The organism is Bacillus bingmayongensis (genome assembly GCF_000299035.1).
GTDB classification, from domain to species: domain Bacteria; phylum Bacillota; class Bacilli; order Bacillales; family Bacillaceae_G; genus Bacillus_A; species Bacillus_A bingmayongensis.
On sequence record NZ_AKCS01000045.1, the window covers coordinates 1 to 15674 of the forward strand.

At 36.8% G+C, this 15674-nt stretch carries 14 protein-coding genes and 2 riboswitches; of the genes, 11 read left to right on the plus strand and 3 right to left on the minus strand.

Annotated elements, in window-relative coordinates:
- Positions 1–225: 225 nt before the first annotated feature.
- Genes tsaE through tsaD form a run of 4 tightly spaced genes read left to right on the plus strand, consistent with a single transcriptional unit; the run spans position 226 to position 2843 of the window.
- The gene (gene tsaE / locus Y7E_RS0106140) at positions 226–699 is read left to right on the plus strand and encodes a tRNA (adenosine(37)-N6)-threonylcarbamoyltransferase complex ATPase subunit type 1 TsaE (protein ID WP_017150411.1); all 474 of its coding nucleotides are present in this window, start codon (positions 226–228) and stop codon (positions 697–699) included.
- Positions 680–1372 (plus strand): tRNA (adenosine(37)-N6)-threonylcarbamoyltransferase complex dimerization subunit type 1 TsaB, encoded by a 693-nt coding sequence (tsaB, locus tag Y7E_RS0106145; protein ID WP_017150412.1) that lies wholly within the window; start codon positions 680–682, stop codon positions 1370–1372. Before tsaE ends, tsaB begins: the two co-directional genes overlap by 20 nt.
- An 11-nt stretch (positions 1373–1383) precedes the next feature.
- The gene (gene rimI / locus Y7E_RS0106150; RefSeq protein WP_017150413.1) at positions 1384–1827 is read left to right on the plus strand and encodes a ribosomal protein S18-alanine N-acetyltransferase; all 444 of its coding nucleotides are present in this window, start codon (positions 1384–1386) and stop codon (positions 1825–1827) included.
- Positions 1827–2843 (plus strand): tRNA (adenosine(37)-N6)-threonylcarbamoyltransferase complex transferase subunit TsaD, encoded by a 1017-nt coding sequence (gene tsaD / locus Y7E_RS0106155; protein WP_017150414.1) that lies wholly within the window; start codon positions 1827–1829, stop codon positions 2841–2843. Before rimI ends, tsaD begins: the two co-directional genes overlap by 1 nt.
- 464 nt (positions 2844–3307) lie before the next feature.
- Here tsaD and Y7E_RS0106160 read toward each other — a convergent pair whose 3' ends face one another.
- Positions 3308–5233, minus strand: coding sequence for an ABC-F family ATP-binding cassette domain-containing protein (locus Y7E_RS0106160; RefSeq protein ID WP_017150415.1), 1926 nt, complete (start codon positions 5231–5233; stop codon positions 3308–3310).
- Between the two features lie 184 nt (positions 5234–5417).
- Between Y7E_RS0106160 and Y7E_RS0106165 the strand changes: the two genes are divergently transcribed.
- Positions 5418–6047, plus strand: coding sequence for a redox-sensing transcriptional repressor Rex (locus Y7E_RS0106165; protein ID WP_017150416.1), 630 nt, complete (start codon positions 5418–5420; stop codon positions 6045–6047).
- Between the two features lie 27 nt (positions 6048–6074).
- On the opposite strand, the gene Y7E_RS0106170 is transcribed toward Y7E_RS0106165, so the two are convergent.
- Together Y7E_RS0106170 and Y7E_RS0106175 are read right to left on the minus strand one after the other, a co-directional pair.
- Complete coding sequence (locus Y7E_RS0106170; RefSeq protein WP_017150417.1) at positions 6075–6266, minus strand: YdiK family protein; 192 nt, start codon at positions 6264–6266, stop codon at positions 6075–6077.
- Positions 6267–6268: 2 nt separating this feature from the next.
- On the minus strand, positions 6269–7012 hold the full coding sequence (locus Y7E_RS0106175) for a CPBP family intramembrane glutamic endopeptidase (protein WP_017150418.1): 744 nt from the start codon (positions 7010–7012) through the stop codon (positions 6269–6271).
- 436 nt (positions 7013–7448) lie between these two features.
- On the opposite strand from Y7E_RS0106175, the gene groES reads away from it, so the two are divergent.
- The 6 genes from groES to Y7E_RS0106205 all read left to right on the plus strand — a co-directional run bounded on the left by groES (position 7449) and on the right by Y7E_RS0106205 (position 15438).
- Positions 7449–7733, plus strand: a complete 285-nt coding sequence (gene groES, locus Y7E_RS0106180; RefSeq protein WP_017150420.1) for a co-chaperone GroES — start codon at positions 7449–7451, stop codon at positions 7731–7733.
- A 37-nt stretch (positions 7734–7770) separates the two neighbouring features.
- Positions 7771–9408: a chaperonin GroEL gene (gene groL / locus Y7E_RS0106185; RefSeq protein WP_017150421.1), complete on the plus strand. Its 1638-nt coding sequence runs from the start codon at positions 7771–7773 to the stop codon at positions 9406–9408.
- A gap of 171 nt (positions 9409–9579) precedes the next feature.
- A riboswitch (purine riboswitch) is annotated at positions 9580–9681 on the plus strand.
- Between the two features lie 160 nt (positions 9682–9841).
- Complete coding sequence (gene guaA, locus Y7E_RS0106190) at positions 9842–11380, plus strand: glutamine-hydrolyzing GMP synthase (protein WP_017150422.1); 1539 nt, start codon at positions 9842–9844, stop codon at positions 11378–11380.
- Positions 11381–11543: 163 nt separating this feature from the next.
- Positions 11544–11645, plus strand: a riboswitch (purine riboswitch).
- Between the two features lie 128 nt (positions 11646–11773).
- Positions 11774–13099 (plus strand): NCS2 family permease, encoded by a 1326-nt coding sequence (locus Y7E_RS0106195; RefSeq protein ID WP_017150423.1) that lies wholly within the window; start codon positions 11774–11776, stop codon positions 13097–13099.
- Positions 13100–13241: 142 nt separating this feature from the next.
- Entirely contained in the window at positions 13242–13943 is a 702-nt protein-coding gene (locus Y7E_RS0106200; protein WP_017150424.1) for a response regulator transcription factor, read from the plus strand.
- Entirely contained in the window at positions 13927–15438 is a 1512-nt protein-coding gene (locus tag Y7E_RS0106205; protein ID WP_017150425.1) for a sensor histidine kinase, read from the plus strand. Before Y7E_RS0106200 ends, Y7E_RS0106205 begins: the two co-directional genes overlap by 17 nt.
- The last annotated feature ends 236 nt before the right edge of the window (positions 15439–15674 follow it).

Genomic DNA, 15674 nt, shown 5'->3' on the forward strand with positions numbered 1-15674 from the left:
GAGATCGCCGGTTCGACCCCGGTCGGGACCGCCATTTATACAAAGAAAAGAACGAAACAACTTGTTTCGTATTTTTTTATTTATTTTTAAGTAAACTTATAAAGACAGTCAATCTTACCCTTAGGACAACTCCTAAGGTCTTTTTTATATGTTCAAAATGAAACAAAGTGAAAAAATCTGTATAATAAAGAGCAGAGAATATTGTGAGTAAGGTAGGTGAAACCTTTGAATAAATATGAAATAACGACAACCTCTTCTGAAGAGACACAGAACTTATCAGAAAGGCTGGGACAACTTGTTAGGGAACAAGATGTACTTATTTTAGAAGGAGATCTAGGTGCTGGCAAGACAACGTTTACGAAAGGTCTTGCAAAAGGTCTTGGTGTGAAACGAGTTGTAAATAGTCCGACATTCAATATTATTAAAGAGTACAAAGGAAGATTACCGCTATATCATATGGACGTGTATCGTTTAGCGGAAAGTGAAGAAGATTTAGGGTTTGATGAGTATTTTTATGGCGAAGGTATAACAGTAGTAGAATGGGCTCATTTAATTGAACCTTTCTTGCCAAATGAGAAATTAAAAATAAGCTTGTTCCATACAGGTGATGATACAAGAAGAATTGTATTAGAACCAAGTGGTGAACGTTATATTAGATTATGTGAGGAGCTATTACAAGATGAAAGTACTAGCAATTGATACTTCAAATTATGTAATGGGAGTTTCTCTTATTGATGGAAATACTGTTGTCGGAGAAATCATTACGAATTTAACAAAAAATCATTCCGTGCGCCTTATGCCAGCTGTAGAGGAACTTTTAAAGGAATGTAATGTAAAACCGAAAGAGTTAGATAAAGTTATTGTAGCTGCTGGCCCTGGATCTTATACAGGAGTTCGAATTGGTGTGACGGTTGCAAAGACACTAGCTTGGTCATTGCAAATACCGATTGTCGGCGTGTCTAGCTTAGAAGTAGTAGCTGTGAATGGAGCTAATTTTCAAGGGGTTATTTGTCCATTGTTTGATGGGCGTCGCGGACAAATTTATACGGGCTTGTATACATATAAAGAAGGTCAGCTATCTTCTATAGAAGATGATCGAATTGTTCTTATTGTTGATTGGTTGCAGATGTTAAAAGATAAGGGACAACCCGTTTTATTTATCGGCAATGATGTAGAACAACATAAAGAAACGATTGTAGAATATTTAGGAGAGCAAGCTGTGTTTGCTTCTTGTACAAAGAACAACCCAAGACCAAGTGAGTTAGCATTTTTAGGATTACAGAAAGAGGAGCAAAGTGTGCATACATTTGTTCCAAGTTACCTCCGCTTAGCAGAGGCAGAAGCAAAATGGCTAGAAAGTCAAAAAAAATAGGGGATATCAAAATGGATATTACATTTAGAAAAATGACGACTGATGATATTGCTCAAATTGTAGCAATTGAAGAAGCGTCATTCCCAACTCCTTGGACTGCTGATGCGTTTCATCGTGAATTGAAGATGAATGAATATGCACATTATGTCGTAATAGAAAAAGACGATGTGGTAATTGGATACTGTGGATTATGGATTATTATTGACGAATCACATATTACGAACATAGCTATTTTGCCAGAATATCGAGGTCAAAAACTTGGGGATGCTTTGTTGAAAGAAGTAATGGATCAGGCAAAAGAAATGGGAGCAAAAACGATGACACTTGAAGTACGGGTGTCAAATGAAGTAGCGAAGCAGTTATACCGAAAGTATGGATTCCAAAATGGTGGGATTCGTAAACGATACTATACAGACAATTATGAAGATGGTCTTGTAATGTGGGTGAATATATAATGGAAAAAAATACGATTATACTTGGTATTGAAACGAGCTGTGATGAAACGGCTGTAGCGGTTGTTAAAAATGGAACAGAAATAGTGGCAAACGTTGTCGCTTCACAAATTGAAAGCCATAAGCGTTTTGGCGGAGTGGTGCCGGAGATTGCATCTCGTCATCATGTAGAACAAATCACAGTTGTATTAGAAGAAGCATTAAAAGAAGCGAACATTACATTTGAAGATATTGATGCAATTGCTGTGACGGAAGGACCTGGTTTAGTAGGAGCACTTTTAATTGGTGTAAATGCAGCGAAGGCAGTTGCCTTCGCGCATAATATTCCTCTTGTTGGTGTTCATCATATTGCTGGGCATATTTATGCGAATCGTTTAGTAAAAGAACTACAATTCCCGTTGTTATCACTTGTTGTGTCTGGAGGACATACAGAACTTGTTTATATGAAAGAGCATGGTTCCTTTGAAGTAATTGGCGAAACGAGAGATGATGCAGCAGGAGAAGCATATGATAAAGTTGCACGTACATTATCTATGCCATATCCAGGTGGTCCTCATATTGATCGTCTTGCTCATGAAGGACAGCCAACGATTGATTTACCGCGTGCATGGCTAGAACCAGATTCGTATGATTTTAGCTTTAGTGGATTGAAATCAGCAGTTATCAACACTGTGCATAACGCAAAACAACGTGGGGAAGAAATTGCACCAGAGGATTTAGCAGCTAGCTTCCAAGCGAGTGTAATAGATGTACTAGTAACGAAAGCAGCGCGTGCAGCAGAAGCATATGGTGTAAAACAAGTGCTTCTTGCTGGAGGGGTTGCAGCGAATAAAGGACTTCGCGCTTCTTTAGAGGAAGAGTTTGCTAAGAAAGGGGATATTGAGCTAATCATTCCACCTTTATCATTGTGTACAGATAATGCAGCGATGATTGCAGCCGCAGGTACAATTGCATATGAGCAAGGAAAACGTGCAACATTGGCTTTAAATGCAAACCCAGGGTTAGACATTGAAGCATAGTTATACACAAAATTAACCACAACCTGTGGATAAAACCCATATTATTTGTTGATAATATGGGTTTTATTGTGCATATAAAATGTGGATAACTTTTTTAGATTTTGGGGATAATGTGGAAAAATTATTTTTGCGTTTATGTTATAAAGGTGAATATGTGTATAAAGTTGTGGATAAAACAGGTGAGGTCAGACCTTTGATGATTGTCCTTTTTATCCCACTATTTGCGGGCTGGTAATCAGTAGGGGATGGAGAAAACCCCCACTGATTAAAGTTTCACTTTATATGTAAAATATATTGCTTTTTTCGGATGAAAAAATAAACCAGGAAGTTGAATGATCTTCAAATTCCTGGTTTTTCCTATTTAAGTATAGAGAATGTATTCTGCTATTCAAGAGCAATGATACTCCCACTTGAAGACTCTGCAAAAGCAAAGGAGTTAGACCGGGACAGATAGAAATTTCACTTTATACGTGTAATTCTTCCCATTCCGCCATGAATTTCTCTAGTTCTTCTTGTTTTGTTTGCTTTGCTGTTGTAATCTCACTAGCTCGTTCGTAGTCAGCGTATACTTCAGGCAGACAAAGCTCCTCTTCTAATTCTGCAATTTCTTCTTCTAACTTTGCAATGTTTTGTTCGATTTCTTCAATTTTCCGGATGCGTTGTCGTTCCTGCTTTTTACGTTCTTTTTCTTCAAGATAGCTTAATTTTTCTTGAGCAATGCTTTTTTGAATAGGTGTATCATTTTCTTGCTGTTCAAACTCCGCACGTTCAATCATTTCATTTTTCTTTTCGATATAGTAGTCATAGTCACCTAAATATTCTTGTGCTCCTTCTGTTGATAACTCAATCACTGTAGTTGTTACACGGTTAATAAAATAACGATCATGGGAAACGAATAAAAGAGTTCCTGGATAATCAATTAAGGCATTTTCTAAAATCTCTTTACTGTTTAAGTCGAGATGGTTTGTTGGCTCATCGAGAATCAGTAGATTAGATTTTTGCATCATCAATTTTGCTAGAGCTAATCGAGCTTTTTGACCACCACTTAGGGAAGATACTGGCTTTAATACATCATCCCCTGTGAATAAAAAGTTACCGAGTATCGTGCGAATTTCTTTTTCTGGCTGAAGCGGATAATCATCCCATAGTTCGTTTAGAACACGCTTAGACGATGTTAAGTTTGCTTGTTCTTGATCATAATATCCAATAGAAACATTCGAACCGAAAGAAACTTCACCGCTTAATGTATTCAATTTATTCACAATCGATTTTAATAATGTAGATTTCCCAATACCGTTTGGACCGACTAGTGCGACACTATCACCGCGGGTTAAGCGCATATTTACATGCTCAATAATCGGCTCTTTGTCATATCCAATTGAAACATCTTTTACTTGTAATACATCGTTTCCACTTTGTTTTTCGATATCAAAGTGAAAAGATGCGGACTTAGAATCACCTGATGGTCTAGTCAGTAATTCCATTCGATCTAATTGTTTACGGCGACTTTGTGCGCGTTTTGTTGTAGATGCACGGGCAATGTTCTTTTGGACAAAGTCTTCGAGTTTAGCAATTTCCTCTTGTTGTTTCTCATAACGTTTCATTTCCTGCTCATATAGTGCAGCTTTTAAATCTAAATATTTACTGTAGTTACCAACATATCGTCTGCTTTCTTTATTAGAAATTTCATATACTTGTGTAACAAGCTTGTCTAAAAAGTAGCGATCGTGGGAAACGATTAAAATAGCTCCAGGATAGCCTTGTAAATATTGTTCAAGCCATGTTAATGTATCGATATCTAAATGGTTTGTTGGTTCGTCCAAGATGAGTAAGTCTGGTTTTGTTAATAGTAGCTTCCCAAGAGCAAGTCTTGTTTTCTGTCCACCACTTAACGTAGAAATCGTTGTTTGGTGTGTTTCAACTGGAAAACCAAGTCCACTTAAAATGGAGCGAATATCAGCTTCATATTGATAACCACCTTGATCTTTGTAGTCTAACTGTAATTGATCATAATCAGCGAGTAATTTTTCGTACGTAGCAGCATTTGAAAAGTTCTCTTCCTTACCCATTTCCTGCTCTAACCTTCGAAGTTTCTTTTCCATTTGCTGCAGATGAGTAAAGACGGTAAGCATTTCATCCCAAATTGTTAAAGAAGTTTCTAAACCAGTATTTTGGGCTAAGTACCCAATTGAAACATCTTTTGGCTTTATAATTTCTCCACCTTCGTGAGATAGTTCACCGGCAATTATTTTTAATAATGTAGATTTTCCAGCACCATTTCGACCAACTAGTGCAATGCGATCCTTTGTTTGAACTTCCAATTTAATGTTTGCAAGAATTGTTTCAGCACCGTATAATTTTGAAAGCCCATTCACTTGTAATAAAATCAATGTTTTCACCTCAAATAATTTCTTAACTTTGCCATGTTTATATTTCTCAATCATACTAAAAATAGTGTATAGTTTAAAATAAAGAGAGAAGTCTTCTCTCTATTATACAAGGAAAGTCATAAGTGCTAAACTTCTGTATTTGTTTTAAGTCTATGAACAAAGATAGGAAGAGAGGAGAGGTTATATGGATCAGCAAAAGATTCCACAGGCCACTGCCAAACGATTGCCTCTATACTATCGATTTATCCAAAACTTATCTCTTTCTGGTAAGCAACGTGTTTCATCGGCAGAATTGAGTGAAGCGGTGAAGGTAGATTCCGCGACAATTCGAAGAGATTTTTCATATTTTGGAGCGTTAGGGAAAAAGGGATATGGATATAATGTGAATTATTTACTATCATTTTTCCGAGAAACGCTCGATCAAGATGATATAACACGTGTAGCACTTATTGGAGTGGGTAATTTAGGGACCGCTTTCTTACATTACAATTTCACGAAAAATAATAATACAAAGATTGAAATGGCGTTTGATGTCAATGAAGAGAAAGTTGGAAAAGAAATCGGAGGAATTCCTGTATATCATTTAGATGAATTAGAAGAGCGTTTGACAAATGATATACAAGTGGCAATATTAACAGTGCCTGCTACCGTTGCGCAAGCTGTAGCGGATCGATTGGCCGAAACAAATGTACATGGAATTTTAAATTTTACACCGGCACGATTAAATGTTTCAGAAAATATAAGAATTCATCATATTGATTTAGCTGTAGAATTACAAACACTCGTTTATTTTTTGAAAAATTATCCACAATAAAACGCAGAGGAAATCCTCTGCGTTTTATTATTGCTTTTTCTTTGTAAATTTGACTAAGATAAGTCGAAGTGCCAAATTAAAATCAATTGTTGCCATAGCAGCAAACAGCATTGTCCAAAAGTTCCAAATTGTATCTGTAACGTTCGTAATTGCGAAACGTGTAAAGACACATCCGAGAAGGAAATACAGTGCTGCCATGAACAATGGTGAGTTCTTCATATTTAAAATCCTCCGATAAATCCTTGCATTTTTTCTGCTTGTTTAATCATTTCTTGTATTTGTTCGTTACTTACTACTACTTGGGTTATTGCAACTAGTGAATTCATCGTAACGTGAGCCATAATAGGAACGATGATTCGTTTTGTTTGCACGTATAGAAAAGCGAAAACAAGTCCCATGGAAGTGTATACTAACAAATGTGTAAAATCAAAGTGAATTGCTGCAAAAACAAGTGAACTAATAATTGCCGCGATAAAGAAATTAAATCTTTTATAGAGTGTTCCAAATAAAATTTTTCTAAAGACAATCTCTTCTAAAATAGGGCCGATGATAGAGATAACAATAAGAAACCATGGAGTAGCTCTTGCTATTTCCATCAAATCTTGGGTATTTTGAGAACCGGGCTCAATCCCTAATAATCGCATTTCAATATTAGCTGCGATTACTTGAGCAAACATAGCTAAAAAGAAACCAATAAATATCCAGCCGATTGTAGCAGAAATGCTAGCTCGCTTAGTATCTAAATGTCTTTCGCGGATATCGGTTCTAAGTAGCCAAAGTATAATACATAATGCAATAAAAAAGCTGATGATTGACCAGTGCCCAGCCATGATTTGTATTTTTTGCTCTCGTGAAACCGCCATATTATCGTATAGTCCTGTTTTGAAAAGGAGCCACACTCCAACAATTCCTGATAATTGCATCAGAATATATGTAACTATAATCCACCAATATTGTTTTTTCAAATTGGTTAACCATCCTTTCTAACTCTAGTTTATGAGATAAGGCGGGATAACATGTAAATATCCAGCCGGGGATACATAATAACTGTCCCTATTATTATTTTTTTGTAAATCTTTCATTGAAAGTGAAATAGGAGACAGGAAAAAGCTGTACCTATAGAGAAAACAACTTATGGTATCTTTCATATTGTAACATACGGTAAGTGGAAAAACTGATTCATATACAAAAGGCTTTCTTGAGAATGGTTATAACGATAACAGAATTATTTCCTTTAGGAAGTTGTATAGAAAAAGTTTATATAGTAATTTGCGAAAAAATTATGATTTTTTTACTTGCAAAAGAAAATTAGATTATTTATTATTATAAGTGTGTTAGCACTCGGTGACTTTGAGTGCTAATAAATAAAATTTACATAGAAAAATGAGGAGGTTATTGTTCATGCTAAAGCCATTAGGTGATCGCGTTGTAATTAAGCTTGTTCAAGCAGAAGAAAAAACAGCAAGTGGTATTGTATTACCAGACACTGCAAAAGAAAAACCACAAGAGGGTAAAGTTATTGCAGTAGGTACTGGTCGAGTGCTTGAAAATGGTGAGCGTGTTGCTTTAGAGGTAGCAGCAGGTGATCTTATCATCTTCTCAAAATATGCAGGTACTGAAGTGAAATATGAAGGTACAGACTACTTGATTTTACGTGAAAGTGACATTTTAGCAGTTATCGGTTAATTATATACATTTTAAAAATCCAAGGGGGTCAAATATTATGGCAAAAGATATTAAATTTAGTGAAGAAGCACGTCGTTCGATGCTTCGCGGTGTCGACACTCTTGCAAACGCAGTAAAAGTAACGCTTGGACCAAAAGGTCGTAACGTTGTACTTGAGAAAAAATTTGGTTCACCACTTATTACAAATGATGGTGTAACAATTGCGAAAGAAATTGAATTAGAAGATGCTTTCGAAAACATGGGTGCAAAATTAGTAGCAGAAGTTGCTAGCAAAACAAATGACGTAGCTGGTGACGGAACAACAACTGCAACTGTATTAGCACAAGCTATGATTCGTGAAGGGTTAAAAAACGTAACAGCTGGTGCGAACCCAATGGGTCTTCGTAAAGGTATCGAGAAAGCTGTTGTTGCAGCAGTAGAAGAATTAAAAACGATTTCTAAACCAATCGAAGGTAAGTCTTCTATTGCACAAGTAGCTGCTATCTCTGCTGCTGACGAAGAAGTAGGTAAGTTAATTGCTGAAGCAATGGAGCGCGTTGGTAACGACGGCGTTATCACTTTAGAAGAATCTAAAGGATTCACAACAGAATTAGATGTAGTAGAAGGTATGCAATTTGATCGTGGATATGCATCTCCTTACATGATCACTGATTCTGACAAAATGGAAGCTGTCCTTGATAACCCATACATCTTAATCACTGACAAAAAGATTTCTAACATTCAAGAAATCTTACCAGTGTTAGAGCAAGTGGTACAACAAGGTAAACCACTTCTTATCATTGCAGAAGATGTAGAAGGCGAAGCATTAGCTACATTAGTAGTAAACAAACTTCGTGGTACATTCAATGTAGTTGCTGTTAAAGCTCCTGGATTTGGTGACCGTCGTAAAGCAATGCTAGAAGATATTGCGATCTTAACTGGTGGTGAAGTAATCACTGAAGAATTAGGACGCGACTTAAAATCTGCTACAGTTGCATCTTTAGGACGCGCTGGTAAAGTGGTTGTAACGAAAGAAAACACAACTGTAGTTGAAGGTGTAGGTAGCACAGAACAAATCGAAGCTCGCATCGGTCAAATCCGTGCGCAATTAGAAGAAACAACTTCTGAATTCGATCGTGAAAAATTACAAGAGCGTCTTGCTAAACTTGCAGGTGGCGTAGCAGTAATTAAAGTAGGTGCAGCAACTGAAACTGAGTTAAAAGAGCGTAAACTTCGTATTGAAGATGCACTTAACTCAACTCGTGCAGCAGTAGAAGAAGGTATTGTTGCAGGTGGTGGTACTTCACTTATGAATGTATATACAAAAGTAGCTGAACTTGCAGCTGAAGGCGACGAAGCAACAGGTATCAACATTGTACTTCGTGCATTAGAAGAGCCAGTTCGCCAAATCGCAATCAACGCTGGTTTAGAAGGGTCTGTTGTTGTAGAACGCTTAAAAGGCGAAAAAGTAGGCGTTGGTTTCAACGCAGCAACTGGCGAATGGGTAAACATGCTTGAGTCTGGTATCGTAGATCCAACAAAAGTAACTCGTTCTGCACTTCAAAACGCAGCATCTGTTGCAGCAATGTTCTTAACAACTGAAGCAGTTGTTGCTGACAAACCAGAAGAAGGCGGAAGTGCAATGCCTGATATGTCTGGAATGGGCGGCATGGGCGGTATGGGCGGCATGATGTAATTTCATCCGCTGTCGGAACATCCATCTCTGTATAGAGGTGGATGTTTTTTTATTGTACGATGTTAAAAAATTATAGTAAAAAAGGTTCTGTCACACTGAGAAAATAATTTCTGTAGAATTTTGTCGCTTTCTCTCTTGACCGTATTGATACTTCATTGTTAGAATCTAGGAAGATAATATAAAACAATCCTTCATATATCCTCAATGATATGGTTTGAGAGTCTCTACCGGGTTACCGTAAACAACCTGACTATGAAGGCAGTGTGTCTTATATTTATAAAGAGCGGAATACTATCTTTATAAAGTCAGACCCCTGCCTTTTCTTTGTTATGAGACTGAAGGCGGAGGACTGGCTTTTTTTATTATATTGGTAATGCTTTTTGCCAAATTGGTGAAAATATTTATATACAGAACTAACGTTGGGGTGATTATTTTGAAAAAACAGCACGATACGATTATCGTTTTAGATTTTGGGAGTCAGTACAATCAGTTAATTGCACGTCGAATTCGTGAGTTTGGTGTATACAGTGAACTTCATCCACATACAATTACTGCGGAAGAAATTAAAGCAATGAATCCAAAAGGAATTATCTTCTCTGGTGGGCCAAACAGTGTATATGGTGAAAATGCATTCCACTGTGACGAAAAGATTTTTGATCTAGGCTTACCGATCTTTGGTATTTGCTACGGCATGCAGCTTATGACAAAACACTTTGGTGGAAAAGTAGAACGTGCAAACCATCGCGAGTACGGAAAAGCAGTTCTAAAAGTAGAGAACGAATCAAAATTATATGCAAATCTTCCAGAAGAGCAAGTTGTGTGGATGAGCCATGGTGACTTAGTAACAGGTTTACCAGAAGGATTCGTAGTAGACGCAACAAGTGATTCTTGTCCAATTGCTGGTATGAGTAATGAAGCACAAAACTTATATGGTGTACAATTCCATCCAGAAGTACGTCACTCTGAGCACGGTAATGATTTAATCAAAAACTTCGTATTTGGCGTATGTGGCTGTTCTGAAGGTTGGAACATGGAGAACTTTATTGAAGTAGAATTAGAAAAAATCCGTGAAACTGTTGGCGACAAAAAAGTACTATGCGCACTTAGTGGCGGTGTAGATTCTTCGGTTGTAGCAGTATTAATCCACAAAGCAATCGGTGATCAATTAACATGTATTTTCGTTGACCACGGTTTACTTCGTAAAGGTGAAGCGGAAGGTGTTATGAAAACATTTAGTGAAGGCTTCCACATGAACGTTATTAAAGTGGATGCGAAAGAACGCTTTATGAACAAATTAAAAGGCGTTGAAGATCCAGAACAAAAACGTAAAATCATCGGTAATGAATTCATTTACGTATTTGATGATGAAGCTTCTAAATTAGAAGGAATGGACTTCTTAGCACAAGGTACACTGTACACAGACATTATTGAAAGTGGTACAGCAACTGCACAAACAATTAAATCTCACCATAACGTTGGTGGACTTCCAGAAGATATGCAGTTCAAATTAATCGAGCCTTTAAATACGTTATTTAAAGACGAAGTACGTGCATTAGGATCAGAACTAGGAATTCCTGATGAAATCGTATGGCGTCAACCATTCCCAGGTCCAGGACTTGGTATTCGTGTATTAGGTGAAATTACAGAAGAAAAATTAGAAATTGTTCGTGAATCTGATGCGATCTTACGTGAAGAAATCCAAAAAGCAGGTTTAGATCGTGAAATTTGGCAATACTTCACTGCGCTTCCTGGTATGCGCAGCGTAGGTGTTATGGGTGACGAGCGTACTTACGATTACACAGTAGGTATTCGTGCAGTAACATCTATTGATGGTATGACAGCAGACTGGGCACGTATGCCTTGGGATGTATTAGAGAAAATCTCTGTACGTATCGTAAATGAAGTGAAACACGTTAACCGTATCGTGTATGATGTAACAAGTAAGCCACCAGCAACAATCGAGTGGGAATAGAATAAGGTTTATTCGTATAAAGGAAGATCCATCTATGATTTTATGTATAGATGGATCTTTTTTTGTATTTTATACGAACGAAAAATAATTAATTCGTGAAAATGTTCGTTTTTAAATTGACATACACCTATATGTGAGTTAATATGAGTATGTAATTGATACGAAAAATGAATATTATAGCCGTCGTATAATATCGGGGATATGGCCCGAAAGTTTCTACCTAGCTACCGTAAATGGCTTGACTACGAGGCGTTTTAATAAAGGTAAGGGATAGTTTGCCTTTGTTTATAGACGCTTCCATGTGTATGCAATGGAAGCCTTTTTTATTTCTTATAGATAAAAGAGGGCTAGGGAGAATTACGAAGAGTAATCATATAACGGGGGAAACGTAGAATGAAACGTTATTTTCGATTCGATGAGCTCGGTACGAATTATAAAACAGAGTTCATTGCAGGATTAACGACATTTTTATCTATGGCATATGTGTTGTTTGTCAATCCTGCTACGCTATCGCTGGGAAACATTAAAGGGTTACCAGCAGGAACAGGAATGGATCCAGGGGCGGTCTTTGTTGCTACTGCATTAGCAGCTGCGATTGGTTCACTAATTATGGGGATTTTCGCAAAATATCCAATCGCTTTAGCGCCAGGAATGGGAATCAACGCATTCTTTGCTTACACTGCAGTGCTAACGATGGGAATTCCATGGCAAACAGCGATTGCCGGAACGTTAATGTCAGGTATTATCTTTATTATTCTTACTGCTTCTGGTATTCGTGAAAAAATTATTAATGCGATTCCGGTAGAGTTAAAGTTCGCTGTAGCGGCAGGTATTGGCTTATTTATCGCTTTTCTTGGCTTTCAAAATGCTGGAATTATAGTGAAGAATGATGCTGTTCTTGTTGGATTAGGAGATTTAACAAAGGGCACAACATTGCTTGCGATTTTCGGCGTAGTGATTACGATTATCTTAATGATTAAAAAAATAAATGGTGCAGTTTTCTATGGGATGATTCTTACAGCAATTCTTGGAGTAGCAACAGGATTAATTGATACACCAAAAGCTGTAGTTGGTGCAATTCCGAGCTTGGAACCTACGTTCGGTGTGGCGCTAAATCACTTTGGAGATATCTTCACTGTTCAAATGGGGATTGTTATTATAACGTTCTTCTTCATTGATTTCTTTGATACAGCGGGTACACTTGTAGCAGTTGCAAATCAAGCAGGATTAATGAAGAACAACAAATTACCACGTGCGGGAAAAGCGTTATTTGCAGATGCGATTGCAACTGTAATTGGTGCAATTCTTGGTACATCTACGACAACGTCTTACATCGAATCATCTGCAGGGGTAGCAGCAGGAGGACGTTCAGGATTTACAGCGGTTGTAACAGCAGGGTTCTTCTTGTTAGCACTTTTCTTCTCGCCATTACTAAGTGTCGTAACAGCGGCTGTAACGGCACCGGCTTTAATTATTGTAGGGATTTTGATGGTTTCATCTTTAGGGGAAATTGATTGGAAGAAATTCGAGATTGCAGTACCAGCATTTTTCACGATTATTTCCATGCCGCTTACGTATAGTATTGCAACAGGGATTGCGATTGGATTTATCTTCTATCCAATTACGATGGTTGTAAGTGGCCGTCGTAAAGAAATTCATCCAATTATGTATGTTATGGGAGTTTTATTCGTACTATATTTCATCTACGTTCGTCAATAAAGGGGTTTTTGAAAGGTCTAGACTAAGGGGAGTCTAGACCTTTTTTGCGTCTTCAGAAAATCTTAAGGATTTCGTTCCGTTTTTCTTCAGAAGTTTTCTTATAATAAGAAATAGGAACTTTAAAAGTTTTGGGGGCGATATTGTGGGGCGAGAAACCATACTTGTTGTAGATGATGAAAAAGAAATTCGAGATTTAATTGCTATTTACTTAAAAAATGAAGGATATAACGTACTACAAGCAGGGGATGGAGCGGAAGGATTAGATATATTAGAGAAGAATGAAGTGCATTTAGTTGTACTAGATATTATGATGCCGAAAATTGATGGAATTCATATGTGTATGAAGGTAAGAGAAGTGAAAGAGATGCCGATTATTATGTTATCGGCGAAGACGCAAGACATGGATAAAATATTAGGGTTAACAACAGGAGCAGATGATTACGTAACGAAACCATTTAATCCGCTAGAACTTATAGCAAGAATTAAATCGCAGCTTCGTCGATACATGAAAATGAACGGATTTGTTGTCCAAAATGAAAATGAGATCGAAATCGGGGATATGAAAATAAATGTTTCGACACATGAAGTGATTGTGGAGGATGAAGAAGTGAAACTAACACCAAGAGAATTTTCAATTCTAGAGTTGTTAGCTCGTAATCCGGGTATGGTCTTTAGTGCAGAACAAATTTATGAAAAGGTTTGGAACGAAAGATCTTTTCAATCGGATAATACTGTAATGGTACATATTCGAAAAGTGCGTGAAAAGATTGAAGAGGATCCAAGAAAGCCAAGATATATAAAAACAGTATGGGGAGTGGGGTATAAGATTGAGAAAGATATTTAAGCCGTTTACCTATATGTATAAGAAAATAAGAGGATTGATTAAAAGGATAGTAAAGAGTGTTCAGCGGAGTATAAGAATCCAGCTTATTACTACTTTTATTGTCTGCGCATTATTGGGTCTTTTTGCATCAAAGGCAGTCGCGCCTTTTTTTGAGAATGCAAATCGTGAGGCTATAATCGATTATAGAGCTGGTATGGAGCAAATTAATCATCAGGCTCAAAGTACAGCAGAAATGATGGTTGCTGGTAATAAGCTAGATGCTTTGCAACATATGATAGAGGAAGAAAACCAAAATTTAGAACAGGGCCATGAAGCTTTAAAAGTATTAATTACTGATGAAAGTGGAAAGGTTCTGTATAAAACGAAGCAGGCGCAAGAGGAACAAATTAACTTGCATAATACAATTCGCAACGTGACATCATTTGCTATTAACTATTCAAATGATAATGATGACTTCGAAAGATCAAGAAAAGAATTTATAGCTTTTTCACCTATCACAATTGAAGATAAAAACTTGTATATGTTTGTAAGTGGAATTCCTGAAGGGGAAGTAATGTATGAGACAACAGAGGGTCCATTTCCATTTTTAATTGGTGTCCTCGTATTTATTTTCTCTTTCTTCTATATAACAAAACGAAAGATGAAACAAATTGAAGCGATGGCACAAGGGGTAAAAGAAATAGAAAAAGGAAACTTAGCTTATCGCATTGAGAAAAAAGGGGAGGATGAAATCGCTGCTTTGACTGAAAATATTAATAACATGGCAGAAGAGCTTATGGTTAATATTGAAAAGGAACGTAAGTTAGAGAAGCAAAAAAATGAACTCATTACGAATGTATCGCATGACTTGCGAACACCTCTTACTTCTATTATGGGATATTTACGATTGCTCCGTGATTCTAAATATGAAAATAAAGAACAACATGATGAGTATATGAGGATCGCTTTTGCAAAGTCGGAGCAGTTAAAGAATTTAATAGAAGATTTATTTGAGTATACAAAGTTAACGAATGAAAAAGTAGTGTTAGAAAAACAAGAGGTATGTATAAACGAACTGCTTGAACAATTAATAGAAGAGTTAGTACCGCAGGCAGAAGAGCATGGTCTTAAGTTTGTTAAAAAATTTCCTGAAGAACGTGCGTATGCTACTATTGATTCGGAAAAAATGGTTCGTGCATTTGAAAACTTATTAATGAACGCGATTAAATATAGTAAAGATGACGGAGAGATTAAAGTTTCTCTTCAAAGACAACGTCGATATATAGAAATTACGGTTGCAAATCATAGTGAAGAGTTCACGAGAGAAGAATTAGGAAACTTGTTTGAACGTTTTTATAAGAAGGATCAGTCCAGAAGTAGAGTAACAGAAGGATCAGGACTTGGGCTTGCTATTGCAAAAAGTATTGTTGAACTTCAAGGTGGAGAAATTCGAGCTGAATATGAAGATGGAGTGATTCATTTTATTGTGTTGTTACCAATTATAGAAGGAAAGTGAATTAAGATAGTTTGATGTGAGGGAAGGGAAGGCTTACTTATAGAGGGTAAGCCTTTTTTATTTTTTTAGAAAAACATATTGACGATTATATAAATGAGGTGTAATATTATACGAGTCGCCGATAGCAATAAGCACAACGCGACAAACGAAATAAAAAACTTAGTTGACATTGAAAGATGAAAATGTTAACATAAGGGAGTCGCAAATGAGCGGCAAACGAGTTCTTTGAAAACTGA

What these genes read in the sequence shown, in the direction of transcription:
- Y7E_RS0106170 (WP_017150417.1), bottom strand. Translation starts at nt 6,266, where the DNA reads ATGAAGAACTCACCATTGTTCATGGCAGCACTGTATTTCCTTCTCGGA.
- groES (WP_017150420.1), top strand. Translation starts at nt 7,449, where the DNA reads ATGCTAAAGCCATTAGGTGATCGCGTTGTAATTAAGCTTGTTCAAGCA.
- tsaB (WP_017150412.1), top strand. Translation starts at nt 680, where the DNA reads ATGAAAGTACTAGCAATTGATACTTCAAATTATGTAATGGGAGTTTCT.
- Y7E_RS0106165 (WP_017150416.1), top strand. Translation starts at nt 5,418, where the DNA reads ATGGATCAGCAAAAGATTCCACAGGCCACTGCCAAACGATTGCCTCTA.
- tsaD (WP_017150414.1), top strand. Translation starts at nt 1,827, where the DNA reads ATGGAAAAAAATACGATTATACTTGGTATTGAAACGAGCTGTGATGAA.
- groL (WP_017150421.1), top strand. Translation starts at nt 7,771, where the DNA reads ATGGCAAAAGATATTAAATTTAGTGAAGAAGCACGTCGTTCGATGCTT.
- Y7E_RS0106195 (WP_017150423.1), top strand. Translation starts at nt 11,774, where the DNA reads ATGAAACGTTATTTTCGATTCGATGAGCTCGGTACGAATTATAAAACA.
- rimI (WP_017150413.1), top strand. Translation starts at nt 1,384, where the DNA reads ATGGATATTACATTTAGAAAAATGACGACTGATGATATTGCTCAAATT.